Here is a 24,918-nt window from a genome sequence, read left to right as displayed (position 1 = left end):
TTGAAAATTTTAATAGATGAAAGAGGCAAAAAATACATGCCTCCAACGGGTGAAGACTTCCAAACCGACCTTGGAATAATAAAAAAAGAAAAAATAGAAGGGAGCACCCCAGGAGAAGAACTGAAAACGCACCTCGGGAAGAAATTCAAGGTAATAGAAGCCAATATCAATGATTTCATAGAACTAATGGAAAGAAAATCATCAATTATCCTCCCCAAGGACATCGGAATAGTTATTTCATATACGGGCCTTGGAAGCGGTCAAAGAGTATTAGATGCAGGTACGGGTTCCGGGAGTGTTGCACTAACCCTTGCAAATATAGTGGGTGACACAGGCAAAGTCTACACTTATGAGATAAGAGAAGACTTCGCAACATTAGCAAAAAAGAATATCAAAAATTCTGGGATGAAAAATATAATCCTTAAAAATAAAGATATAAAAAAAGGCATAGAAGAGAAAAATTTAGATCTCATATTCCTCGACCTCCCAGGATCCTGGAAAATCATAGAAGACGCTAAGAACGCCCTAAAAAATGGAGGATGGATCGTATTCTACAATCCATACATAGAACCTGTTAAAATCATCCACGAAAAGGCTAAAAAGTGCGGATTTAAAGAGATAAAAACTGTTGAAGTTATTACAAGAGAAATTGAAATAAAAAGGAAAGGTACAAGACCCCGCACACGGATGATCGGACACACAGGTTACTTAACATTCACCCGAAAAATATAGGTGATCAAATGGGCTTCCAATTAGAAAATGTCATATCAATAAAAGATTTCACAAAAGAAGACATCGAATTCATATTAAAAGAAGCAGAAAAAATGGAGCCCATCGCCCGCTCCCAAAAGACCTCAAAGATCTTGTCAAGTAAAATACTAGGCATGATGTTCTATGAACCCTCAACCAGGACAAGACTATCATTCGAAGCAGCCATGAAAAGATTAGGAGGTAGTGTGATAGGCTTCTCAGAAGCCGCTGAAAGTTCAGCCGCCAAAGGTGAAACACTAGCAGACGCTGCAAGAGTGGTAGCATGCTATGCTGATGCAATCGTAATAAGACATAACGCAGAAGGAGCAGCCCGCTACATTTCAGACATCATAGATATACCAGTCATAAATGCCGGGGATGGAGCAGGCCAACACCCTACACAGACACTCCTCGACCTTTATACAATGAAAAGGATATTTAATGGCATAGAAGGCTTAAAAGTAGCTTTAATCGGCGACCTTAAATATGGTAGGACAGTTCACTCACTCGCATATGCACTTGCCATGTTCAATGTAGATATGATATTCGTATCCCCAAAAGAACTTAAAATGCCACGTGACATTATCCATGATCTCAAAGAACAAAGTATATCTGTCCATGAAACCACTAGGATTGCAGAGGTTATAGATGATGTGGATGTACTCTATGTGACAAGAATACAAAAGGAGAGATTCCCAGATCCAGAAGAATATTCTAAAATCAAAGGTGCATATCGAATAGATGGTAAAATGCTAAATGGTAAAGATGTTATAGTAATGCATCCACTCCCCCGCGTAGATGAAATATCAGTTGATGTAGATACTATGCCCCAGTGTAAATATTTCCAACAAGCATTCTATGGCGTGCCAGTGAGAATGGCCCTCCTAAAAGCGCTTATAAAATAGGTCACATCCAAAGGGCGTTTTCAAGGACTGATGTATCGCACTGCAACTTTATAATATTGGTTCTGCCCTTTCCCCTGCCCTTTGAAACAGTGTTGGTAGATATGAGTCCTAGTAATTCTAATTCGTTAACGAAATCAAATATTCGCCTATAGGAGACGAAATCTCCTTGTGATATTTTCTTATAAACTTCATAAAGCCTGCCTGATGTTATCTCTTCACCTCGTTTGGTGAGATAAAGTATTGCCTCTAATACTCTTTGTTGTTGACTTGGAAGTGTCATGATAATATCAGTGACCTTGTTATGTTCAATATATTCCTTTGCTTCCCTTACAAATTCTCCCTTAACAACATCAGAACCTTGTTCGTCTGCTATTTCTCCAGCAGTTCTTAAAAGATCAAGAGCATAACGAGCATCACCTTCTTCTCTAGCGGCTAAAGCAGCGCATAATGGTATCACATCGTCCTCAAGCACCCCATCATTGAATGATAATTTAGAACGCTCATTAAGTATATCAACTAATTGTGGAGCGGCATATGGGGGAAAAACAATCTCACGATCCCTTAAACTGCTCCTTACCCTCGGTTTTATGAATTTTTTAAAATCTACATAATTACTAATTGAAAGTATTGAGACATTATCAGTACGTGTAAGAGTATATAATAGACCATCTCCATCATTTTTAAGTAAAATATCTATTTCATCAAGCACTACTATGAGTATGAGGTCCTGTCCAAACACATTCTTTTTAAAAAGGCTTCTAAAGGTATTTATGACTTCCGCCTTTGTCCATCCACGATAAGGAACATCCTTTCCAAACTGCTGACACAATCTCGCCAGAACCTGATACTCTGTAGTGTAATCTGTGCAACGTATATATTCAGTCCTCACATTGACATTAGAATTCTTAGATGCTTCATTGAGCTGTTTCATGGCAAATTTAGCCACTGCAGTTTTACCAGTTCCTGTCTTCCCATAGATCGTAATATCTGGAGGTGTAACACCCTTAAGTGCCTCTACCCAATACTTAGCTATAGCCCTTATTTGTTCTTCACGGTGAGGTAGCTTATCCGGTAAAAACCTATGATCCAAAAACCTTCTATCTTTAAAAACCGACTTCTTACCCTCCAATTCATCAAACACATTCATGATACCACTTCTAATAAAATTTTTAGAGCTCTGGTCCCACTTGTAAAAATCAAAATGATGTGATAATGTACCCCCACCTGATTTTAAAACACATGAAATTCCAGTTATATTGCAAGTGTAACTTTTCATCAAACATATTACATAAAACTTTTTATTAAAATATGCCATAAAAATATTACGATAGAGGGAGGGATACATTTCAAGTGTAACAAATAACTACCCCCCCAGCCCAAAACAGAGAGAGATACATTTCAAGTGTAACACCCATAAAAAATAGTAATTCTTCAAAACACTTAGGATAAAGAATGCCAGCTCGCTGAAATTAGCCAGTGAACAAAATCACAAAAAATTGTATCATATTATTCAGAAAAAGGTCAATAAAAAAGAAGAATAAATTTTGTAAAGGATGATGTAGAAGCTCCATGAATAAAATTATTTGCACGATGAGAAATCCTCAAGATCTAAAAATTGCACACAAAATTCATTTCAAAATTGATAAAACAAAAAATTCGATTTAGATTTAGGAAATATAACAGTTACCATTTGTTAATGTGCCAAGAGCATCCATATGTTCTAAAAATCCGTTGAAGTATAAATAAATGGTCCTATCCTCCAATTTGTGAAATATCTATTTTTATTAGCCCATATTAAATTCCTCATTATATGGAAGTTTACAATAAAAAGGATAATCCTATCTATTTAATTTCTGTAATAATTTCAGATTATATAGGTTAAAAAAAGAAGATAGATAAGTTATATAGACTTTGTAATTTGCAATATGAAATGAATCAAATAATTTGGAGGTATGCGCCCGCTGTTATGTATATAAAGACTTGGAAATTCTAAAGATGGCCTCCTCAAGCCCAAATGAGATAAAAATGAAAGTTAAACTCTCATGGAACTTATAAATTCCAATAGTTCCTACACTGTATCTTCTTACATAATTAAAAAATTGAGGGTTAGTCCCCATCATCAACTTTTTGAAGGAGTAAAAGGAGAAACCCTCGAACAGGGTAATTCAAACTCAAAAAGAAATGGGGAATGGAAGTGATCGGAGTAAAAACCAACATTGAACCTATCAAATGCCAAGAGAGATTATGAACAACATTACACCAAAGTAAATCAAACTTAATAAAATTAAGGAATGAATATCCACTAAGAGATTTACAAAGATAGGAAAAAGTCAACAAAATGAAATAAAAGGTTAAGATACGTGCATGCTTGAAGTTATCTTGGGAAAAAAATAATCCAAGAAGAAAGCAATAAAAAAACCAAAAATAATAGTAATCGCCTATCAAAAAAATTATATGAAAAAACCTGATAATAGATGTATTTCCGATGGAAAAACACAAAAACCCATGCTTATATTATTTTCCAGTTTTTGCAGGCTATAATTTTTCAGTGTTAAAAAAGAAAGCCAATTTTTTTACAAGTCGAAAAGTGAAGGTTATTAATTAGCTCTAACCACATAGACGGCATGACCCAATGAAATTCGCATAGGAGTTATAATAATTCTTCAAGTAATAAAAGATAGCAAGTATTAAAATGGGGAGATAAAGCAATCCTTTAAATTTTTTCGTGGTATTCTCAGAATATTAATAATAATCAAAGAATACAGCTCATAGTTGAGCAATGCTGGGGAGAATCTCAAGAATTTTTCAGATAAAATAATGTACCTAGACCTAAGTAATCCCTCATTTGTGGGGGGATGTCATTGCAGTCAGATAGATTTCAAGTGTAAATTACCCACAAGAAATTTTTTACACTTGAAATGCACCCCTCTCTCATTCATGATGGGGGGCTCTCTCAATTTTTACACTTGAAATGCACCCCTCTCTCTAGACATACATTGTGTCTTCATGAAATTCATCCTTTTTTTCCCCGAATTTCTTCTGTATGAGCCATAGGACATGTAATTTGGCTTTAAATACTTTTTTGATAGTAGATATTAGCCTATCTTTAGTTAATGCATCATTGTAAATCTCATCAGTTACAAGATAACTTTCTAGGATGTTTCTTGGATGTTCTAATTGGAAGTCCACGAGAAACTTGTTCAAGGAAAATCTGACCTGCCAAAGAAACTCTTCCCTCTTGGATTCGCTTAATTCCCGGATCTTTGATAAATGCTCTGGGCTTACACTCGTGGCACATGCAACTAATACTAGATCCTCTTTATCCTTTGGTTGTATGACATCTATTACATGGTCTTCTGGGTAATTTACAATGAAATGGAAATTGGCATTTTCATCGTCTACTATTTGCCCTAGAAGACCTTCTTCAGTGAGCCATCGTTTTATTTTACTCTCCAAAATTATCACCTTCTCCTTCCTAAATTATTGTCAATAGTATATATATTTAGATAGGCAAGGAAAATTTTCTCAAAGGGAGGGAAATTTCATCATATTGAACAATATGGAAATATTCATGATCGGAGTTTTAATAGATATTTTACTAGGTGAACCACCAGTTTATTTCCATCCAGTAGTATGGATAGGTAGCATAACTGAAAAATTGAAGTACAAGTTTGGAAAAAAGAAAATCTCAGGAATAATACTAACTTCCATAGTCCTTCTGCCATTTATTATTCCAATTTTATTCATCAACCTTTTACCTTGGCTATTAAAGATCTTGTTATCATCCTTTTTGTTTTCTATAACATTTTCCATCAGATTCTTCTTTAAATCGATAAAAAAAGCAAAAAGTGAACTTGAGAAGGATATTGGAAGAGCCCGTTTGCATATTTCGAATTTGGTAAGCAGAGACACGTCTAAACTTAACAAGGAACAGCTTACATCTGCTGTAATAGAAAGTTTAACAGAAAATATAACAGATTCCATAATTTCCCCCATAATATTCTTCATGATACTAGGGCTCCCAGGGGCAATGGGATACCGGGTTATTAATACATTAGATGCTATGGTAGGCTACAAAGACGAGCAAAATCGCTCTATTGGATGGTTCCCTGCGAAGACAGATGACATCCTAAATTATATACCAGCGCGGATAACAGGACTCCTCATAGTAGCCGCGGCTTTCATACTAAGAATGGATTGGAAAAAAAGCCTGAAAACCATGTTACGTGACAGTAAATTAACTCCCAGCCCCAACTCTGGTTATCCAATGGCCGCCGCCGCTGGAGCTCTCAATATCAGATTAGAAAAGCCCGGTGTATACATAATAGGGGATGAAAACAATGAACCAAAAACATCAGCAATTTCTGATGCATTAAAATTATCATATGTTACTATATCATTGTTCATATTACCCATCATAATCTTGGGGGTGTTAATCTGAAAATAGCGCTGTTATCAGTGACAAAAAACGGTTTAGAAATCTCAAAGCAACTTAAAAGAAAACTTTCACAAGATCCAAGAATATTTCAAATTGATATTTTCCATAAAAATGTTAAAAAAACCCTCAAAGAAATATTTAAGGATTATGATGCGATTATTGGTATAATGGCTACTGGTATAATGGTAAGAAGTATCTGCAAGCTTTTATCAGATAAAAAAGAAGACCCTGCAATTATTGTCATGGATGATGCTGGAAAGAATGTTATAAGTTTAATATCGGGACATTTAGGAGGGGCGAATGACTTAACATTAAAAATAGCAAAATTAACAAAGGCGAGGCCGATTATCACAACATCTACAGACGTCCATGGTTACATAGGTATAGATGCACTTGCAAAAAAATACTATTGGCAGATAAAAAACACGGAAAAAATAGTTAAATTTAACAAGGCATTATTAAACGGTGAAAAAATAACAATCAAGGGCCCTGAAAATCTAGAATATTTATGTGATGATCCACTTTTCAGGAAAAGTTACATTATAATGAAAAGAGAGGATAAAATCATCAAAGCAATACTAGATAGAGATGAGATCTTAATAAAACCCAATAAGCTTGTTGCAGGCATAGGTACGAAAAAGGGTGTCAATGAAGAAAAGATAATAGAAAGTTTAAAAAAGAGTTTGTCATTATTGGATCTTCCACTTGAAAGATTAGATGTCATAGCGACAGGAGAGATGAAAAGAGGCGAAAAAGGTATAATAAACGCTTCAAAAATTTTGAAAAAGCCATTAAAGTTCGTTGATTTGGATGATTTGAAATTAGAGGATACGCATTCAAGGTCTAGTTTCGTGGAGGATAAGTTTGGTGTGGGAAGCGTCTGTGAAGCCGCTGCACTTCATGTTGCAGGCAAAGGATCGCGGCTTATCCTAAGAAAAACAACTTATAATGGGATTGCGATAGCAATAGCTGTATCCCGAGAAAAAGTTTTTTAAAGAGTGTGCAACAAAATAAAACCACCAAGAAAAAGTATTATCAAAATTTTATTTTAAAAGAAAGGGAGGATTTTAACATGAGTAACAAGACTTTTGAGAAAGTTTCCAAAATCTTAAAGAGTATAATGGAGGATACTAGCGTCCCAAGGAATATTAGAAGGGCCGCGGAGGAATCAAATGAAATATTACAAAATGAGGAAGAAGATGTAACCATCAGAGCAAGTACTGTTATATCAATACTTGATGAGATTAGCAACGACCCTAACATTCCCATACATGCAAGGACACTGATATGGGAAATCTTAAGTGAACTTGAATCAATATAAAACTGCTCTAATTAAATTTTAGTGAGTATATAGGCTAAGAATTGTGTCTTAGCACTTTGTTCTATAAACTCTGCAAGTTGAATTGCTTCTCGGAGATTTGAACCGCAACAGACAACACCATGATTTTTTAAGATTAAAATCTTACCCTCTTTTATCTTTTCGGCGCATTCTCTGGCCAATTCCAAACTACCAGGCTTATGATATGCTACTTCCACCATGGAATCTTCCTCAACTCCATTGAAACCTTCAAGTCCTTTCAATCTTTTATCTGAGAAAGCAAAGGCAGTTGCATAGGGTGAATGTGTATGTACTATACTTTTTATATCCTTTCTTACCTTATAGATTCCAAGGTGAAGATATAGCTCAGATGAGGGGTCCCCTCCTAATAATCTGCTCCCATCCATGCCGACGATAGCTACATTTTCCTCTGTCACAAGGGAAAGGGGGACACCTGTAGGGGTTATGGCGATTTCCCCCATACTTAAACGGATACTAATATTACCCGCGCTCCCTAATACAAGACCGCTACTATACAAGTAGTGGGCTGCTTTAACTAACTCTTTTATATTTATATTTTCTCCCACATCATACCTCCTATAGGTGGAGAATAGTTTAATTGAATTGTAGTACTTTTATCTCTCCCCTATGTAATACTGGTACTTGGCCACAAGTTGGAACTATATTGTAGATTTTCTGGAATTCTGTCTGGGACTGGAATGTCCCTGAATTTATGAGGTGGATTCCCTTGTATTTTTTGTAGGCGTTGATATGGACGTGTCCTGCATGGAAAATATGTGGTATTTCATCTATGACGAGATGGTCTTCAACTTCATAGGCTATTGGTGTTCTCTCCCCATAAATTGGGGCTAGGTGTCTCTTTTCTAAAAGTTCGGCCATTATAAGGTGTGATTTGTCGTGTGATAAATGGTTGACGGTCATTGCCATGTCATCGAAGCTTCTACCATGATATATGAGTACTTTTACACCGTCTAAGCTCACTATCGACGGGTTGCTTACGAATTCTATGTTTTTTATCTGGTATAATGGTTTTGCATACTCTTTTGGTATGGCTGGTTGTGGTTCAGCTATCCTGGAAGCGTCGTGGTTGCCAGGAGCTATTATTATCTTTATGTCGTCTCTTATCTCACCTATCAGCCTCGCGGCCTCTTCGTATTGTTCATTCACGTCTTTTATTATGAGTTCTTTTTCCTGGTTTGGGTATACCCCTATACCATCAACGATATCGCCGGCTATGATAAGATATTTAACATCTTCTGCTATTTTCATATGTTCTTTGGTTCCGAGTTCACAGTTTAACCATTTTATGAACTTTTTGAATGATTCTTCCAAGAATGTGGAGCTTCCTATATGAGTGTCTGAAATGAAAACTGTGGAAAAATCCATGGGTTTTTCCTCAATTCTAGGCAGACCTGGATGGACTATCTCTGATGGTATCACGAACCTCCCCTTCAAACTCCCCTTAACTCCAATAACCTCATCCCTTACTAGCCTGTTAGCTTCCTCAAATAATTTACGGTTTTCTTTATGGACTAAAAGGTTTATTTCTCCGGTTTCATCCTCTATTTCTATTATTTTATGATTATTTTTCGTGTCTCTAATCTCACGTATCATCCCAATTATAGCTACAACATCATGACGCGGTGAAACGCTTGAAATCGGCAGAAAATCCCTGAATTCACCCCTTCCTAAGAATATCTCTTTTAATTTATTATATCTACTATTGAAGTAGTCACCCATATCCTTTATTTCACCAGTTGTATAAGATTTCATACTTGTATCCTTAATTATTTTAAAATCAAATTTTTTCGCCCCTCTGGCTTCTAAATCTACTCTTTGATCGCTAGAATCCATGCTAAGGATTTCAGGTGTTATAATTAAAAGTTCACCATCTTTTCTTTGGCTCTTTAAATTTTCAATAAGATTAAGAATGGTTTCTTCCCCTAACAATTTCATCTTTTCATAAGCTTCAGGTTGTACAAGCAAACCATCCTCTGCAAGTCTCAGAAGTATATCTCGGCTCATAATAACCAATCTTTGACAATTTTATAATATACGGAGATAATGTAGTCGAAACTTTCTTATAGACCACTACAAAATATATGATAAAAACTATGATAAATCAGTTACCCTCCCACCACACTACAGATTTTAAAAAATATTATAAATTATTATAAGACTCACAATGTGGTAACACATCTAAGTTGTAAAAAACTTAAAAGGGTGATTTAATGTCAAGAATACTTAAATTCTTCCTATTCTTTCTACTCTTCATAATATTCTTTGAAGTAGGAGTTATAAGCTCATATACCCTAGTTACCTCCCAACCACCTGACGTGGAAAAATTAATAAACACACAATTAGATATACTCTCATCCTATCTAAAAATAGGTAAAGAGATAGTAGGCCCCAAACCAGAAATAGTTAACATCACTAATAATGTGGAAGTGGCTGAGACACTTCAAAAAAAGGCCCAAGTAGATGGTGTTGAATTAGAAACACTCAATGCAACAACCTTCGAAGACTTGGAAAATGAGCGCGTGAATGTTAACATCACAGCAATGGCCTATAGGGAAAATGTGACTGAATCCACTGGTCAAATAGTCATAAAGCCAACAGCACGATTCATGATAACAGCAACAGCAGTTGCAACGGTTGAAGATCACGAGATCAAAGTAGATGTAGGGACAATAAAAATACTTTCTATTATTCGCGTTTATTAGGGTGGATAAATTGATTAAAATCGTTGGAATTGGACCTACAAGAGATGACATGACATTCAGAGCTTTTAAAGCTATAAAAGACGCTGATGTTATAATAGGCTACAAAAAGTATATTGATAAAATCCGCGATATCATAAAGGACAAAGAAGTCATTGAGAAGGGGATGCGAGAAGAGATTAAACGGGCCGAGATCGCGATAAAAAAACACAGAGAAGGAAAAAATGTTGCACTAATAAGCTCAGGGGATCCTGGAATTTTTGGCATGGCCAATGTATTCTTTCATTTAATCGACAAATACTCCAATATTGAAGTTGAAGTGATACCTGGGGTGACGGCAGTAAATTATGCCGCTTCTCTACTTGGAGCGCCTCTACATGATTTTGCAGTCATAAGTTTAAGTGACATTCTAACACCACTTTCCGAGATAAAAAAGAAGGTTGAAAATGCTGTGACAGCAGGATTTATCATAGTATTCTATAACCCAAAGAGCAAAAGGAGGAAAAGGCCGCTAATGGAAGTATTAAAGATAATAAAGGAACATTTAGCCCCTTATACACCAGTTGGGGTGGTTAAGGATGGAAAAGCCAAGTTGACAAACCTCCAAAGATTAGATGTGGAGAATGTGGACATGTCAACTACAATAATAATTGGCAATCCCACAACCTACATTAAAGAAGGTTACATGATAACACCGAGGGGATACGCTCTTAAATATTTTATTCACCCACTTGCGCGCGAATATTATCAAAGGTACATCAATGGAGAAATCCAGGAAGGTCCTAACCTCGAATGTGAATATTATCCTTGCCATTTCATGGGCCAAGATTGCACATTCTGTTATTGTCCTTTCTATCCTTGTGGTGACGGTTCGACAGGTGGTTATTGGATAAAGGATAAAGGTGTTTGGAGTTGTCAAGAATGTGAATGGATCCATGAAGAAGACACTGTTAAATGTTTAAAGAAAAGTTTAGATGATATTATTAAGGAGGTTGAAGATCTCAACAAGAAAAAGAAAGAGCTTTTAAAGTTGAGGAGGAATTGCATTCATGAAACTAGACTAATGTGAGGGGAGAAAATTGTCAAAGGCTAGTGTTAAAGATATCCTAATTGAAATGAAAAACCTTTCGGAGTTAATGGTCGACTTGGCATATTCCGCGCTTTTATTTAATAGTAGGGACGCTGCTGAGGAAGTTAAAAAATTGGAAAATAAAGTGAATAGGCTTAATTATGAGATCAAGAAAGAGTCCCTCCTCGCTGCAAGATCTGTTGAAGACGCGGAAGAACTCACAGCTTTACTTGAGGTAGGGCAAGCCGCCGAAAACATAGCTGACGCCGCCAAAGACATTGCAGAACTAGTTTTGAAGGGTATAAAACCCCACCCAGTATTTAAGATGGTGATGGAGGAATCTGATGAGATAATCATGAGGGTAACCATAGAAGAGGGATCAGAACTCATCGGAAAATCACTAGGGGAGATTCTCTTGGGAACAAGGACTGGTATGAGGATAATCGCTATAAGAAGGGGTGAATCATGGATCTATGGACCTGACAGGAACACAGTATTAGCTGAAGAGGATACTCTTATCGCCAAGGGCAATGAAGCCGGGGCAGAGTTATTGAGAAAACTTGCCAAGAATGAAATGTCACTCGATGAACTCTGAATAACAAAGGGAGAAGTTGCAGGTGATCCTATATGACGAAAAAATTAACAGAGAAAATAAAGATTATAATGGATCACCTGCTCACGCTCCTAGTTAACATTTCAATATTGTTCTCAAAGGCTTTTATAAAATTCTTCGAAATTTTCAAGAAAATAAATTTTTTTATCAAAAGCGTAAAAAGGATCCTTGGCGAAAGTTTATTCGCACTTCTTATATGTGCCATCGGCGACCTTATAGCAGGTATAGTCCTAAGTAAAATGACACATTTCCTTGAAGCCTACCCAGGTCTTATAGTCCTTATACCTGGTGCAATAGGGATGCGAGGTAACATTTTCGGGGCTTTAGGTTCACGTCTCGGATCGAACCTTCATATAGGTACCCTCTCAACAGAACTTAAAAAATCTAAAATTTTAAATGATAACATAGAATCCACCATAATTTTAACTATAATAATGTCCTTATTCCTTGGGCTTATGGCATGGACAATCTGTGAAATTTCAAATTTTAAAAACATAGGAATAATTGATTTCACCATCATATCAGTCATGGGTGGTATAATCTCCGGGATTTTTTTATTACCTGCCACGATCCTGATCGCGCTCAAAAGTTATGAAAACGGGTGGGATCCTGACAATATTACCACTCCATTGATAGCAGCATCAGGAGACCTTTTCACACTACCATCAGTTTTTTTAGCCATACTATTCTTAGAATTAATAAAAAATACAATCTTAGAACCAACATTTTTTCTTCTTTTCATTTTAATGGGACTATTGGGCCTTTTAATAGGGTTAAAAGGGGATGAATATTTAAAGGGTATAATTAGTCAAAGCGTCCCGGTGCTACTTCTCTGTTCTATCTTTGGAACAAGTGCTGGTAGCATCCTAAACAGTAGATTATCTGTCATATTAGATAATCCTAGTATACTTGCACTTGTACCATTATTCTCAGGAGAAAGTGGGGACCTTGTAAGTATATTAGGTGCTAGATTATCCTCTGGTCTACATTCAGGTATTATACCTCCAACACTGATACCACGGAAAGGGGCTCTTTATAATTTTGGCATAATTATCATACTTTCCATTATAATCTATCCAGTGATAGGGGTTTTAGCCCATATTGTAAGTGCTGGGTTGGGCTTGCCAACCATTCCACTTCATAAGATGATCTTGATAAGCGCACTTGCAGGTTACATTCTAACACCCTTCCTTTTGATTTTAGGCTTCTACTTGAACTCTCTTTCATATAGAAGAGAATTAGACCCGGATAATGTTGTAGTGCCCCTTTCAACAAGTTTAACAGATCCTATGGCGAATATTTGTCTTGTTTTCATGATAATATTATTTTTAAATGTTTAAATCCATGCTACCATGACAAAATCGCATGGTTGAACTTGGAAATAAGCTGGTTGAAGCGGTACAGAATATCCCTTAGGCACTGAAATGATTAAAACATTCCCATCACCTTTTACATGTACCCAGATTATCCCAGTAGAATTCGAGGATAAAAAGCCTTCTATTATATTATTTAAAAGTACAGGAGACTCATAGGTATTTTCTTCATAGTTCTTGTTTTCGGGCGTGTCTATAATCCATGATATCCTTGGATTGTCTGCTAAAAGGTAATAATTATTCTCTTCAATTTCCTCAAGTGTTGCTTTGAAGTAGCCACATTTCCATTTATCATGCCTATAGCAACCATTAGATTTCGAATTTAATTCTAGGATAACATATTTCTTGTAGAAATCACATTGGACTGTCCTATTCACTATGAATATCTCATGAGGTGTTCCATCATCCCCTTTAATTATAATGGGTGGTATTATCTCATTTTTAGGATATAATGTTATGTTCATATGTACTTGTGGTGGGAGTATCCTGTTGAGGAGTTCTGGGTTGGCTTTTAATTTACATATTTTATCATAGGATAAAATTTTGGAATTTTCAGTAGTAGATAAGCCTGGGATCACATTATTAGTAGTGGGAAGAGTCTCCCAGTTATCCGGCGATCCTGGTATATTTATCAATATTTCTGTTGTTTCGCTTGCTATCCTTTCAAAATAATACCTTTGAAAATTTTCATGGGTTATCTCCCTGTTCATATCCATCAGATCGCTGGAGACTCCTATTATGACAATTATGACGACTATCGATAATAGCATGTCTGTTGAGAATACTAGGCCTTCTTCTTTCATTTTATCCCATACTTTTTTTGATGAGCTTCATCCAAGAAGAGCGCATATGTGGCATTTATGATAAATGGTTGGCCTTCATATAAATCGTTGAATATAACATGATCTATTGAGGCTATGGTAGAGCCATTATTCAACATATAAGATATTATGAAAGTCTCCAAGCCTTGATGGAGGCATGTAGCTCTTCCTTCTAACCGACAGAGGTAACAGGCCCCATCATTACTTTTATGATAATAGCCGTTTTGGATGCAATCTAACATGACTGGGATGGATCCATGGGTTTCATAGGGTTCATAGGGGCATTTTTTGATAATAAAAGGTGAAGTAGCGTTTTCATAAAATGATCCGTTTTCCACACCTCCAAGATAAGCTACTAAGCCGTGATGATATTCTATACAAGTCATATTGTGGGAGATTGAATCGCATTTCGTAAATGGGAGCGGATCTGGCAAGCCTTCAATTGATACTAATTGTGAAATGTTTTCTACATGTTTAATATTGTCTTTTTGGACTGTTATTGTCGAATTCACTTCAATATAGAATGGGTCATTCTCATATGATGCTATGCTCTTTATTGTGCAGTTAACATCGCAATCATAGCTGAGTTTATTGATTCTTTCCTGCACTTTCTCTTTCACATATTCACTACTGTTTATAATTGTCATATTTTCTTCGATGACTTCATAGGCACTTTCATTCAGAACATCCAAGGTTATAACTGGTATATTATTTTTCACGTCTTTAAATGTTGAAATGACATTGTTTGAATTCATTGAATCATAATTAGCCCTATTCTCATAATTTAACACAGTTAACGCGCTGAAAAGTAATATGAAAACTGGTATTATAAGTAAAAGTACCGTTCCATTCAAAACATAACCTTTATCCCCAATCATAAATAATACTATAATATAAAATATTATAAAAATATTATCATAACAATTTTTAGCAAATCATGAAAAAAGTATTACCCCCCTAATAGTTTAAATAACATGAAAACTTAAAAAGGGTTTTAACAACTCCCATGGTATGTATACAAACTAAAAAGTATTCTAAAACCACAAGATAGTGCAGAATGGAGGTTCATAAAATGTCAGAAACTGTGAGAACATGGCGCCATATACCCCAACGTTACAATCTACTAGGCTCTAAATGCCTAAAATGTGGTTCAATATTCTTCCCAAGACGCATAGTATGCCCCCACTGCAGGAGAAAAGGCAAACTAGAAGACATAAAATTTAAAGGAAAAGGTAAAATACACAGTTACTCCGTGATACACGCTCCAAGCGACGAATTCAAAAACATAGCACCATATGTAGTGGCCATAGTCGAATTAGAAGAAGGGGTTAAAATAACCACACAAATCGTTGACTGCAACCCTGACAATATAAAAATAGGAGACGAAGTAGAAATGGTATTCAGAAAAATAAGAGAAGAAGGAAAAGATGGAGTGATAACATATGGCTTCAAATTCAAACCAGCCAAATAAAATAGGAGTCCTACTCGTAGGCCATGGCAGCAGACTACCATATGGAGAAAAAGTTATAAAAAAACTCGCCAAACTCTACGAGAAGGAGGTAGAATACCCAGTTGAAATAGGCTTCATGAACATTTCAAAACCAACCATCCCCGAAGCCGTAAAAAAACTTTCAAAAAAAGGCGTTAAAAAAATAATCGTCACACCAGTATTCCTAGCACATGGAGTGCACACAAAACATGACATACCACACATACTAGGAATAGATGATGGAAAAGAACACCACCACTCCCATGAACACCAACACGACGAAAAAATCGAATTTAACGGTGAAATAATCTACACAGAACCCCTAGGCGCGGACCCCCGAATAGTTGAAATAATAAAAGACAGGGTAAATTCCGCCCTTTCATGATAAAGATGAAAGTCTCAGATTTAGGAGAAAAAAAGCTTATTAAAAGGATAATAGCCAATATAAAATTGCATCTGAAGGATTTTAACATAGAAGGTCTTGGTGATGATGCCGCCCTCATAGACATGGGCAAAGAATACATTGTTGCAACAACCGACCTACTAAGACAAACCTCTCATTTCCCCAAGGCCATGAACCATGAGCAAATGGGCTGGAAAAGCGTAACAGTCAATATAAGCGATTTAGCCGCAATGGGGGCTAAACCATTGGGACTACTAATGTCAATGGGTCTTCCAGCCCATATGAAAGTTGAAGAATTCGACGAACTCCTTAGAGGCATCCTCAAAGCTTGTGACCATTACAGGATACCTCTCATTGGAGGGGATACAAAGGAAGCAGATGAGATAATATTAGCAGGGGCTGCCATTGGGAGAACACTGAAAGAAGATGCGCTTTTAAAAAGCGGATCAAAAGAGGGAGATCTGGTAGGAGTAACTGGACAATTAGGCCTCGCAGCAGCCGGGATAAAAATACTCCTCCATAATATAGAAGAAGTACCAGTAACAGATGATATATTATCCAAGATCATGGATCACGCGCTTAAACCAGAAGCAAGATTAAAAGAGGCTCGAATATTAGCAAAATCGCATCTTGTAAACGCAGCTACCGATATAACAGATGGTCTTGTAAGTGAATTGAATGAACTGATAACTGCCACCTCCAATAAAATTGGAATAAGATTATACAAGGAAAAACTCCCCATCCCTTATGAGGTGAAGGAGATAGCGAGATTAATCAAGGAGGACCCCATTGAATTGGGGATTTATTATGGTGAAGATTTCGAACTTCTTTTCACAATACCACCCGAAAATGTCATCCCCCTCAGCGATCGATTAAATTTCTATATCATAGGTGAAGTCACTAAAACAGGGAGAATTGAAATAGTTGATAAAGAGGGAAGAACATACATACCACCAGTAAAAGGATATGAACATCTGAGGGGTTGAAGTTGATAAAAGAGGCTATCCTTTATGAAAAAGTCAATGAGAGGGTGAGATGTAGTGTATGTAATAGAAGGTGTTCGATCCCTGAAGGTAGAAGGGGATTTTGCCTCACAAGGGAAAACAGGAATGGTAAGCTTTACAGTTTAATTTATGCTGCTGTATCTTCCGCTGCAGTGGATCCAATCGAAAAGAAACCATTATTTCATTTCTACCCTGGCAGTTTTGTCTACTCTCTAGGGACGGTTGGTTGTAACTTTCGTTGCAAGCACTGCCAAAATTGGAATATTTCACAAGCAGTAATAGACGAAGCATATACAGAGGATATACCGCCTGAGGAGGCCATCGAGACTACTAAAAGGTACAATTGTAGGTCTATTGCATGGACATATAACGAGCCCACTATCTGGCTTGAATATACACTTGACTGTGCAAAACTTGCACATAAGGATGATATTAAGACTGTTTATGTTACGAATGGTTATATGACCGAGGAAACCCTCGAGCTCTTATCCCCATTGTTAGATGCTGCTAACATAGACTTAAAGGGGATGACGGATGAATTCTATAAGACTGTGTGCAGTGCAAAATTACAACCAGTACTTGACAGCATAAAATGGATGCATGACGCGGGGATACACATTGAGGTCACAAACCTTATAATACCAGGATATAACGATTCAGAGGATGAGCTCAGGGCCCTTGTCAGGTTCATGGTCGATGAAGTCGGGGTTGAAGTCCCATTACATTTCACACGTTTCTACCCCCATTATAAGATGCAACATTTACCCCCAACACCAACAGAGACGCTTCTCAAAGCCCGTGAAATTGCACTTGAAGAGGGTATGAGATACGTTTATGTGGGGAATGTTCCGGGTCTTTCAGAGGAAAACACTTATTGTTATAATTGCGGCGAACTTCTAGTACAAAGATATGGCTTCCAGATAAACCGGTTAAATCTGAAAAAGGGTAGGTGCCCTTCTTGTAATGCGAAAATAGACATAATAATCTAGATTATCCTCTCGAATTTTTCAGATCCTTTTAATGGTTTTGTGGCGTCTACACCAACCTTTGTGGTTGTCCCATCGGCTGATGCTGAAGGATCAAGTGATGAACCCCTAGCCCCTCGGACTATAAGTATATCATCATCTTTTACTCGTGTAGCTATCGCATACTCCACATCCTCTAGATCAAAGGGGTTTATATCATCGTCAACAACTACAACATGCTTTAATGATGGATGAGCTGATAAAGCTGCCATTATAACGTTTTTAGCATCACCCTCAGCCTGTTTTTTTATAGATACGATTGCATGTAACCAGCAGCAACCACCCTCTGTAAGAATCACATTCTTCACACTTGGAACGGTATTTTCCACTGCTTTGAATATTCTCGGCTCTTGTGGGAGTCCTTGAAGGAGTTTATGTTCAAGTCCGGCGGGTAAAATAGCATGATATAGTGGGTTGTTTTTAAAGTGGATCCTTTCAACTTCTATAATAGGTTCTTTTCTTATAATATCATAGGTGCCGGTTAAATCCACGAAGGGACCTTCATCGGTTCTTTTATTGGCCAAGATCTTCCCTTCTATTATTATCTCCGCATCTGGGACTTCAATGTCCACTTTTTCGCATTTGAAAAGTTTAAGTTTTCCATCATGGAAATTGTTTGCAACTTCTAGTTCATCAACATCTATTGGTACTGATGTTGTTGTTGCGAGTAATGTTGCAGGGTGCATTCCAATGACTATAACTATGGGCAAGTCTTCTCCCATTTCTTCGGCTCTTTTGTAATAACTGTAGAGATGCCTTGGAACTATGCGCACAGCTAAGTGTCTTTTATCGAGTAACATCATCCTATGGATAGAAGCATTCCGTACCCTTGTTTCTGGATCTTTGGCTATGATGGCACCAGCGGTAATATAGGGGCCCCCGTCCTTTTGATAGTATTTGAGGATTGGTAGCTTCTCTAAATTTGCTTTTTGGGAATGGTAACCTTCAAGTTTTTTAATATCTTCTATTGGGGTTGGGTTATCCATTGCCTGGATTATTCGTTTTGTTATGTTCTCTTTTTTGCAGTTAAGTGCCCTTGAGATTTTTTTTCTGCTGTTGCATATTCCTGAGATCACTGGTATGTCGGATTCCTTGATATTTTCTAGGATTACTATTTCTCCGGGATGTTCTCTGAGGATTTTAGCGGCTTCAATATGGGTTGAAACTTCCTTTTCGATTCTTATAATATCAAATTCGTCTTTTATGGTTTGTAGAAATTTTCTCATTTGATCACCTAGTTCAGGTTACTGGATCCCTCCTCTTAATTTTTTTATTCTTGTTTCTATTTTCTCATTTTTTATCCCGAGGATTTCAGCCGCTAATATGGCGGCGTTACCACCATTTCCTATTCCAACAATGCCTACAGGGGCTCCTGGTGGCATGTTAACCATAGAGAATAAAGAGTCTAAACCATAAGCTTTAAAGGCACAAGGGACTCCTATAACTGGTTTGTCTGTAAGGGCTGCTATTGTGCCGGTTACATGTGCAGATAATCCACTGATCGCTATGAACAATTTAACAGTTTCCATATTCTCTATGTATTTTTGGAAACGTTCAGGATATCTTATAGGGGATATAACATTCAAATCATAGGGTATGCCCAGTCTATCCAAGAACATGGTGACTTTTTTAGTGATTTTCATATCAGAATAACTGCCCGGGATGACAGAAACAAGTGGGCTGTCATTATTTGCTGTCCTCTCATTGGTTGTCCATGTTGGCTCTGGGATTGCTATTTCGATTGGAGAGTAATAATTTCCTTTAATGTTATTAGTGATATGTGATTCATCACTTTCAACCTTTTCATAATATCCTTTTCTAAGTTTTATTATACGGGCTCTTATTTTCTGATTATAGGTTCCAAGTATCTGGGCTGCGAATAAGGCGCCGTTTTCTCCCCTGTCAATACCAACAGTGGCAACTGGGACTGGGAATGGCATCTGAGAACATGCGAATAGGGCGTCAAGACCTCCTATTTTAACATCAACAGGCACCCCGATAACTGGTCGATAGGTGTTCGCGGCTATTATCCCTGGAAGATGTGCTGATAATCCAGCTATGCCTATGAAAACTTCCACACCATTTTTAACAGAATCTAAAACGATGCTCTTAACCCTTTCATGGGTTCTGTGAGCCGATGCCACCTTCAAATCATAGGAGATTTTAAGTTCTTCAAGAATGTCCATAGCCTTTTCAGCTATCATATAATCTGTTCCGCTTCCAAGAACTATCATTACCTTTGGTTTCATTTAACCACCCAAACCATGAAAGTAAACATAACCTTTGATATAGGGTAGAAGATGTCTTTTCCTTGACAGGTTCTCCATTAATCTTTTACTTAGAGTGAAATCATACTATTAAGCTTTTCTTTATAATCTTGTCTAATCTATATATTAAAGTGCTTTTTATAATAACATTAGTAGAATTGTTAAGGGATATTTTCCCATATATAGAATTTTTTGGAGTCAAAGGGCATGTATTGGTTAATCCTCATCATAGTAATACTACTATGTGTTTTGAAGAAGCATGAAAGGGATTTAAGTGTTTCGGTGGTTATCCCAGCCTATAATGAAGAAAAAACTGTTGCAAAAGTTGTTAAGGCGGCCCATAGTTCATCTTATGTGGATGAAGTTATTGTAGTTGATGATGGTTCATTTGACAATACTTACAAGGAGGCTAAAAGGGCAGGTGCAAAGATAATACGCCATGCAAGCAATCGCGGCAAAGGCGCGGCCCTTAAAACAGGTTTTAAACATTCAAAAGGTGATATCGTAGTCTTCTTAGACGCTGATCTTAGAAATATCACAACAGCCAAGATAGACAAGATGATAAAGCCCATCATAGAGGGCCGGGCGGATATTACAAAGACCAAATTTAAAAGAAGAGCTGGTAGAGTCACTGAATTGACCGCGAAACCTCTCTTGAGATTTTTCTTCCCGGAGATAAAATTTGAGCAGCCATTAAGTGGCCAGTTCGCCGCTAAAAGGAGCGTCCTTGAACGGATGAAATTTGAAGATGATTATGGAGTTGATGTGGGTATAATTCTCGATGCCGACGTCCAAGGGTTAAATGTCAAAGAGGTTGATATAGGCGAACTTGAACATGACATGGCAAGTCTCTCTGACCTTAACATTGTAGCTACAGAGGTTGTCCGTACCATTGTTGACAGGGCCCTTGAATATGGTAGGATAACCATGATGGATTCCATGGGTGAATCAATTCGGATGTGCATACTTGGACTTTCACTCATTACCTTGGGAATTTTTAGCATATTTTTTATCAGGGCTCTTCCCCCAACTGTAGGTATTATAATGGGTGTTGTGGGGGTTATTATAGCAGCTTATTATTTTGTGGCGTTGGTTAAAAGATCATATCATGTTTTAGCCAGTTCAAAGGGGCGCTTACAAGTTTTAAGATCATTCATCTACATGCATTTTCCCATTTTGGTGTCGGCCCTTATCCTTGTTGCCATGATTTCAGCGCTTCTTGGAGCGGTTCATATTGATGAGGGTAAAATATCCATCGAACCCAACCCTGGAAACCTTATAATATGGAAGAAGAATGCGGAGAATAGAACATTCGATGTTAGGGGGCCATACACTATAGATAGTGCCCTTGAAGGTGAAAATGATACTATAAGATTGCCAAAGGAGGCTGTTGACACCTTGGGACTCAACTATGGTGACATAGTTTATATTGGGGGAGTAGATTACACATTAAAGGAATCAAGGCCTAATGATGTTAACATCATTAGGATACCGGCAAATGCTAGAGAAATATTAGATGTGAACGTAGGGGATGTGATCAGGGATAGCGCCCTTCGAAAAGTCTTCAATAATATATTTGCAGTCCGTAAAATTTCAAACCAGTCTAATATTACGATAGAAAATGGTATTTTAATTGAAGATAATGATAAAAGTGGCCGTGAAGTAAACATCTACCTTGATGGTAAAAAGATCACAACAGCCTTGGGCGCGATGAAGAATGGTTCATATGCAATTTATATAAATGGAATACATGTTAGGACAATATACTTTAATGAAAATTCACCCAGGGAAAATTATACCATATACTGGGGTGATCATATTATAATAGTAGAGATCGGGAAGCCGATAAAGACTAATATGCAATTTGCCACAATAGAAGAGGGTATATTCCTCAATATCATCTCTGATAAACTTTAACAGCCTCATCAACATCATCAGATAATCCTATGGCTGCAAGGGCCCCAATTTGTCCTTGGGCTCCTGTGACCTCTATTAATTGGACCCCAACCTCCTCTGCAATTTTTCTGGCCTCATCTACAGTGACTAGTTTTTTCTTAGCTCTTATAGAATATTCTCTAAGCTTTTCTGGGATCATTATACCATTAAAGATTGCGATAGAGGTCTTATCGGAGAGAGTTTTCTCCTTTAATTTCTCTATGATCCTTTCTATGAGTTCCTCTTGGGTTCCGGGTTTAACTGCGAATGTTAATGCAACAGACACACAATTTTGTGTCTTATATGGATTGTGTGGATAAAGTTGCACTATAATATGATCCAAGTACTCGAAACCTTCGCTTGAAAGTTCAACCCCAATATTATGTGCTAGGGTCCATGTGGCTCCTTTATCCTTTGTATCTGTATCATCTATGCCTATGATAACCTTTTCAAGTCTTGGTGTTATAACAGCGGCCCGTCCAACCTTTGATCCTCCACCAACATCGTATAGTTCAACCCGTTTAACGCCTTTTGCCATCCCCCTGCACATTGCAGCGCCAACTCCAGCCCCTGCAAGGCCGGCGTGAACGACCTTAACCTCATCCTTGGTTACGGTGACTTCTTCGATTCCAGCAGCATTCAAGCTCGCCCTTAAATTTAGATGAGTTTTTCCCGTCTTTGTAAGGTAAATGTGGCGGTTACCATCCCTTTTTGCTTTTAGTATTAGTTTACTTGTCCGTGGGTATTGGTAGATCATCCAATGGGAACCTGAAATACAAGGATGATATTCTATTATCTCTACAAGGTCGTTGTCCACCATTGTGATAATCTTTTTATAAGGGGCTATCCATGGATCTTTAAATTTCTCCCTTAATTCTTCAGGTTTTAGAATCTGCAATTCCATCCCAAAATCTAGAGTTTTTTCAGTCTCCTATACATTTTAACAGCAGCTTCAACGGCCCTTTTAGCATAATCTACTCGTTGATGGGCTTCTAAGCGGGTCATGCTAGGTCCTGAGATTCCGAGGGCTACTGGTTTATCATATTCTAGGGCGAGGTCGGCTATTTTACGGGATGCGTGTTGTGCTACTATCTGATCATGATCTGTAGCCCCTTCGATAACAGCCCCCAATGTTATGACAGCATCTATGTTATCATCTTCTAGGAGTTTTTTGATTGCAAGGGGCATGTCAAAGACGCCGGGCACGGGCACGACTTTAGTTATTTCAGAACCGAGAAATTTTGCATGTTCTTCAGCCAACTTTAACATCATCTGGGTTATATCATAATTAAATTCAGCTACCACAGCCCCTATCCTAACTTTTTCCATTAGTGTTCCTCCTAATTATATTAGTGCGTATGCTATTGTGCTTATAATCATTATGATTATTATTAGTATGGCTATTACCTGTGCCTTTGTCATTTTACACTCCCCATTTTCGCTATCTCATTTATAGTTTCTGTTAGTATTTCAATATCTTCTAGAATATTATAATAGTGTATGGAGGCTCTAACGGTACCACCTTTTTCATGGACTCCAAGATGTCTCATAGCGGGTATGGCGCAATGATGACCGCTCCTAACGCATATCCAAGCCATCTCATCTAGCATTCTCGCAACATCATCAGGGTTTATATTATCTATGTTGAAGGACACTATCCCATAAATATTTTTGGGATCCCCATAACATTCAAGTGTGTTGATCTCAGTGAGGGATTCATATAATCTTCTTGTAAGATCCTTGCCATGTTTTTCTATTTTATCCATGCCTATCCTCTTGAGGTAGTCTATGGCTCTTCCAAGGCCTATGAAACCTGCTATATTTAATGTTCCGGCCTCAAACCTCCTTGGCGGTTCTTCTAATTTAAACTGATCTTCTAAGACGTCAATCACGGTCCCGCCGCCGAGATTTGGAGGTTCAAGTTCATCGACACTTTGAATGTTACAGTAGAGGAATCCTGTGCCAACTGGGCCTAGAGCCCCTTTATGTCCTGGGAATGCTATGAAGTCTGCCTTAAATTTCTTAACATCAACTTTCATATGCCCAAATGATTGAGCAGCATCTACCATGAAAAGTATATTATTCTCTTCCGCGATCCTACCGATCTCTTTTATATCTTGTACTGAGCCTATAGCATTAGATACATGTGTTACTGTTATAAGCTTGGTATTTTCGTCGACAGCCTCTTCTACGCGCCCGGGGTCGATAATACCATTTTTATCTGCCTTGATTATTTTTATGTTCACTCCTTCTTTTTTTCGGAGTTTTAACCATGGCAAGAAATTTGAATGATGTTCAATATTTGGAACTATAATAGAATCCCCCTTCTCAAATGTAAGGCCTGTTGCAACAAGATTTATTGATTCTGTTGTATTCTTTGTGAATATTATCTCCTCTGCCTGTGCATTCACGAAATCCGCTATCTTTTTCCTCGCTTCTTCTAATTTTTCAGTTGCTTTAACTGCAAGTGAATATGCACCTCTTCCTGTATTCGCATTATACTCATAATAGTATTTGTCCATGGCCTCTACCACTGGTCTGGGGGTTGGTGTTGTGCTTGCAGCATCAAGGTAGACATAATTTTCCAAGAGTGGAATATCCTTTCTCAGTTCTTTAGGGTTCATCCTGTATCACCTTAGGAGTTTGGGGTGTTTGAGAGGTATTCTTCTACTTGTTCTCTGATTTTTTGGGCTACTTGTGTTGTTGTGTGTTTTCCTTTGAGGTCTGGTGTTTTTATTCCTTTTTTCAGGGTTTCTGTGAGGGCTTT

General features: G+C 37.4%; 25 protein-coding genes. 14 read left to right on the top strand and 11 right to left on the bottom strand.

Going from position 1 to position 24,918, the window contains the following annotated elements; genetic code table 11:
- Together DPC56_RS05495 and pyrB are read left to right on the top strand one after the other, a co-directional pair.
- Positions 1-732, top strand: coding sequence for a tRNA (adenine-N1)-methyltransferase (locus DPC56_RS05495; protein WP_112094072.1), 732 nt, complete (start codon positions 1-3; stop codon positions 730-732).
- An 8-nt stretch (positions 733-740) separates the two neighbouring features.
- Positions 741-1,655, top strand: coding sequence for an aspartate carbamoyltransferase (gene pyrB, locus DPC56_RS05490; protein WP_112094071.1), 915 nt, complete (start codon positions 741-743; stop codon positions 1,653-1,655).
- Position 1,656: 1 nt separating this feature from the next.
- Here pyrB and DPC56_RS05485 read toward each other — a convergent pair whose 3' ends face one another.
- Together DPC56_RS05485 and DPC56_RS05480 are read right to left on the bottom strand one after the other, a co-directional pair.
- The gene (locus DPC56_RS05485; RefSeq protein WP_112094148.1) at positions 1,657-2,802 is read right to left on the bottom strand and encodes an orc1/cdc6 family replication initiation protein; all 1,146 of its coding nucleotides are present in this window, start codon (positions 2,800-2,802) and stop codon (positions 1,657-1,659) included.
- Positions 2,803-4,640: 1,838 nt separating this feature from the next.
- On the bottom strand, positions 4,641-5,120 hold the full coding sequence (locus DPC56_RS05480; protein WP_245923923.1) for a DUF2299 domain-containing protein: 480 nt from the start codon (positions 5,118-5,120) through the stop codon (positions 4,641-4,643).
- 94 nt (positions 5,121-5,214) lie between these two features.
- Between DPC56_RS05480 and DPC56_RS05475 the strand changes: the two genes are divergently transcribed.
- From DPC56_RS05475 to DPC56_RS05465, 3 genes are all read left to right on the top strand, one after another.
- Entirely contained in the window at positions 5,215-6,096 is an 882-nt protein-coding gene (locus DPC56_RS05475) for a cobalamin biosynthesis protein (RefSeq protein WP_245923921.1), read from the top strand.
- Positions 6,097-6,113: 17 nt separating this feature from the next.
- Complete coding sequence (locus tag DPC56_RS05470) at positions 6,114-7,088, top strand: cobalt-precorrin 5A hydrolase (RefSeq protein WP_112094069.1); 975 nt, start codon at positions 6,114-6,116, stop codon at positions 7,086-7,088.
- Positions 7,089-7,165: 77 nt separating this feature from the next.
- On the top strand, positions 7,166-7,414 hold the full coding sequence (locus tag DPC56_RS05465; RefSeq protein WP_112094068.1) for a UPF0147 family protein: 249 nt from the start codon (positions 7,166-7,168) through the stop codon (positions 7,412-7,414).
- Between the two features lie 11 nt (positions 7,415-7,425).
- Here DPC56_RS05465 and DPC56_RS05460 read toward each other — a convergent pair whose 3' ends face one another.
- Together DPC56_RS05460 and DPC56_RS05455 are read right to left on the bottom strand one after the other, a co-directional pair.
- Entirely contained in the window at positions 7,426-7,998 is a 573-nt protein-coding gene (locus DPC56_RS05460) for a class II aldolase/adducin family protein (protein WP_245923919.1), read from the bottom strand.
- Positions 7,999-8,026: 28 nt separating this feature from the next.
- Positions 8,027-9,457: a DNA-directed DNA polymerase II small subunit gene (locus tag DPC56_RS05455; protein ID WP_112094067.1), complete on the bottom strand. Its 1,431-nt coding sequence runs from the start codon at positions 9,455-9,457 to the stop codon at positions 8,027-8,029.
- A 206-nt stretch (positions 9,458-9,663) separates the two neighbouring features.
- Here DPC56_RS05455 and DPC56_RS05450 point away from each other — a divergent pair, with 206 nt between their 5' ends.
- Genes DPC56_RS05450 through DPC56_RS05435 form a run of 4 tightly spaced genes read left to right on the top strand, consistent with a single transcriptional unit; the run spans position 9,664 to position 13,174 of the window.
- Complete coding sequence (locus DPC56_RS05450) at positions 9,664-10,155, top strand: hypothetical protein (RefSeq protein ID WP_112094066.1); 492 nt, start codon at positions 9,664-9,666, stop codon at positions 10,153-10,155.
- A 10-nt stretch (positions 10,156-10,165) separates the two neighbouring features.
- Positions 10,166-11,221: a precorrin-3B C(17)-methyltransferase gene (cobJ, locus tag DPC56_RS05445; protein WP_112094065.1), complete on the top strand. Its 1,056-nt coding sequence runs from the start codon at positions 10,166-10,168 to the stop codon at positions 11,219-11,221.
- Positions 11,222-11,267: 46 nt separating this feature from the next.
- Positions 11,268-11,816: a TrkA C-terminal domain-containing protein gene (locus tag DPC56_RS05440; RefSeq protein WP_181454402.1), complete on the top strand. Its 549-nt coding sequence runs from the start codon at positions 11,268-11,270 to the stop codon at positions 11,814-11,816.
- A 32-nt stretch (positions 11,817-11,848) separates the two neighbouring features.
- Positions 11,849-13,174, top strand: a complete 1,326-nt coding sequence (locus tag DPC56_RS05435; RefSeq protein ID WP_112094063.1) for a magnesium transporter — start codon at positions 11,849-11,851, stop codon at positions 13,172-13,174.
- On the opposite strand, the gene DPC56_RS05430 is transcribed toward DPC56_RS05435, so the two are convergent.
- Together DPC56_RS05430 and DPC56_RS05425 are read right to left on the bottom strand one after the other, a co-directional pair.
- Positions 13,171-14,010, bottom strand: coding sequence for a hypothetical protein (locus tag DPC56_RS05430; protein WP_112094062.1), 840 nt, complete (start codon positions 14,008-14,010; stop codon positions 13,171-13,173). The two genes, DPC56_RS05435 and DPC56_RS05430, sit on opposite strands and share 4 nt — an antisense overlap.
- Positions 14,007-14,906 (bottom strand): hypothetical protein, encoded by a 900-nt coding sequence (locus DPC56_RS05425; protein ID WP_181454400.1) that lies wholly within the window; start codon positions 14,904-14,906, stop codon positions 14,007-14,009. The genes DPC56_RS05430 and DPC56_RS05425 overlap by 4 nt, the downstream gene beginning before the upstream one ends.
- A 194-nt stretch (positions 14,907-15,100) precedes the next feature.
- Between DPC56_RS05425 and DPC56_RS05420 the strand changes: the two genes are divergently transcribed.
- The 4 genes from DPC56_RS05420 to amrS are packed head-to-tail and all read left to right on the top strand — an operon-like array spanning position 15,101 to position 17,913.
- Positions 15,101-15,499, top strand: coding sequence for a Zn-ribbon domain-containing OB-fold protein (locus DPC56_RS05420; protein ID WP_112094060.1), 399 nt, complete (start codon positions 15,101-15,103; stop codon positions 15,497-15,499).
- Positions 15,471-15,902 carry a sirohydrochlorin nickelochelatase gene (cfbA, locus tag DPC56_RS05415; RefSeq protein WP_112094059.1) on the top strand — a complete coding sequence of 144 codons (432 nt, stop codon included), beginning with the start codon at positions 15,471-15,473 and terminating at the stop codon, positions 15,900-15,902. The genes DPC56_RS05420 and cfbA overlap by 29 nt, the downstream gene beginning before the upstream one ends.
- On the top strand, positions 15,899-16,906 hold the full coding sequence (gene thiL / locus DPC56_RS05410) for a thiamine-phosphate kinase (protein ID WP_112094058.1): 1,008 nt from the start codon (positions 15,899-15,901) through the stop codon (positions 16,904-16,906). The genes cfbA and thiL overlap by 4 nt, the downstream gene beginning before the upstream one ends.
- A gap of 2 nt (positions 16,907-16,908) precedes the next feature.
- A complete protein-coding gene (gene amrS, locus DPC56_RS05405) occupies positions 16,909-17,913 on the top strand; it encodes an AmmeMemoRadiSam system radical SAM enzyme (protein WP_112094057.1) in 1,005 nt (334 codons plus the stop codon).
- On the opposite strand, the gene DPC56_RS05400 is transcribed toward amrS, so the two are convergent.
- Both DPC56_RS05400 and purE read right to left on the bottom strand, forming a co-directional pair.
- Complete coding sequence (locus DPC56_RS05400; protein ID WP_112094056.1) at positions 17,910-19,175, bottom strand: UbiD family decarboxylase; 1,266 nt, start codon at positions 19,173-19,175, stop codon at positions 17,910-17,912. The genes amrS and DPC56_RS05400 overlap by 4 nt on opposite strands.
- 18 nt (positions 19,176-19,193) lie before the next feature.
- On the bottom strand, positions 19,194-20,198 hold the full coding sequence (gene purE / locus DPC56_RS05395; RefSeq protein WP_112094055.1) for a 5-(carboxyamino)imidazole ribonucleotide mutase: 1,005 nt from the start codon (positions 20,196-20,198) through the stop codon (positions 19,194-19,196).
- 225 nt (positions 20,199-20,423) lie between these two features.
- Between purE and DPC56_RS05390 the strand changes: the two genes are divergently transcribed.
- Entirely contained in the window at positions 20,424-22,133 is a 1,710-nt protein-coding gene (locus tag DPC56_RS05390; RefSeq protein ID WP_112094054.1) for a glycosyltransferase, read from the top strand.
- On the opposite strand, the gene mmp11 is transcribed toward DPC56_RS05390, so the two are convergent.
- From mmp11 to DPC56_RS05375, 3 genes are all read right to left on the bottom strand, one after another.
- The gene (mmp11, locus tag DPC56_RS05385; protein ID WP_112094145.1) at positions 22,114-23,049 is read right to left on the bottom strand and encodes a methanogenesis marker protein 11; all 936 of its coding nucleotides are present in this window, start codon (positions 23,047-23,049) and stop codon (positions 22,114-22,116) included. The two genes, DPC56_RS05390 and mmp11, sit on opposite strands and share 20 nt — an antisense overlap.
- A gap of 14 nt (positions 23,050-23,063) precedes the next feature.
- Entirely contained in the window at positions 23,064-23,480 is a 417-nt protein-coding gene (gene ribH, locus DPC56_RS05380) for a 6,7-dimethyl-8-ribityllumazine synthase (RefSeq protein WP_112094053.1), read from the bottom strand.
- A gap of 89 nt (positions 23,481-23,569) precedes the next feature.
- Positions 23,570-24,775: a cysteine desulfurase gene (locus DPC56_RS05375; RefSeq protein WP_112094052.1), complete on the bottom strand. Its 1,206-nt coding sequence runs from the start codon at positions 24,773-24,775 to the stop codon at positions 23,570-23,572.
- Positions 24,776-24,918 lie beyond the last annotated feature (143 nt).

The sequence above is a fragment of the Methanothermobacter tenebrarum genome (assembly GCF_003264935.1).
Lineage (GTDB): Archaea > Methanobacteriota > Methanobacteria > Methanobacteriales > DSM-23052 > Methanothermobacter_A > Methanothermobacter_A tenebrarum_A.
The sequence above is the reverse complement of the archived record's forward strand: the minus strand, read 5'-3'. Positions and strand labels throughout refer to the sequence as shown.